Origin of the sequence: Terrisporobacter mayombei (assembly GCF_020748465.1) — a bacterium.
Taxonomy (GTDB): Bacteria; Bacillota; Clostridia; order Peptostreptococcales; family Peptostreptococcaceae; genus Terrisporobacter; species Terrisporobacter mayombei.
The window spans coordinates 1-523 of record NZ_JAHZMP010000108.1; the positions used below are offsets into that span (position 1 = coordinate 1).

A 523-nucleotide genomic window follows, 5' to 3' on the forward strand; every position below is an offset into this window, starting at 1 on the left:
ATAAAGTATCAATAAGAGAGATAATAAAAGAGTTGAAGTTAAAAGTGGTATACATGCCTGATGATGTAGATTATTATGTCTACTCTCAAGATATAAATAGACCAGGATTACAGTTTGCAGGATATTTTGATTATTTTGCATATGAAAGAATACAAATAGTTGGAAAGACAGAATATAATTTTTTTGGACTAATGGATAGTCATATTCGAGAAGAAGTACTAGATAGATTTTTCTCATATGAAATACCAGCGTTAATAATTTCTAGGGACTTGGAAATTAAGCCAGATGTAATTGAAAAGGCTAAAAAATATAAAAGAATACTTTTGAGCACAAATAGAAATACTACTAGACTTATAAATAGACTGTCAAATTATTTGGATAATAAGTTAGCACCACACACAACAATTCACGGAGTGCTAGTAGATATTTATGGTATAGGTGTACTGATAAAAGGTGAAAGTAGTATAGGAAAGTCAGAAACAGCATTAGAATTGATTCAAAGGGGTAATAGATTAGTTGCAGA

1 pseudogene is annotated in these 523 nt (G+C 29.6%); it reads left to right on the forward strand.

What is annotated here, in order from left to right:
• Positions 1–523, forward strand: a pseudogene (locus K0039_RS20595) (HPr(Ser) kinase/phosphatase); the annotation flags it as partial.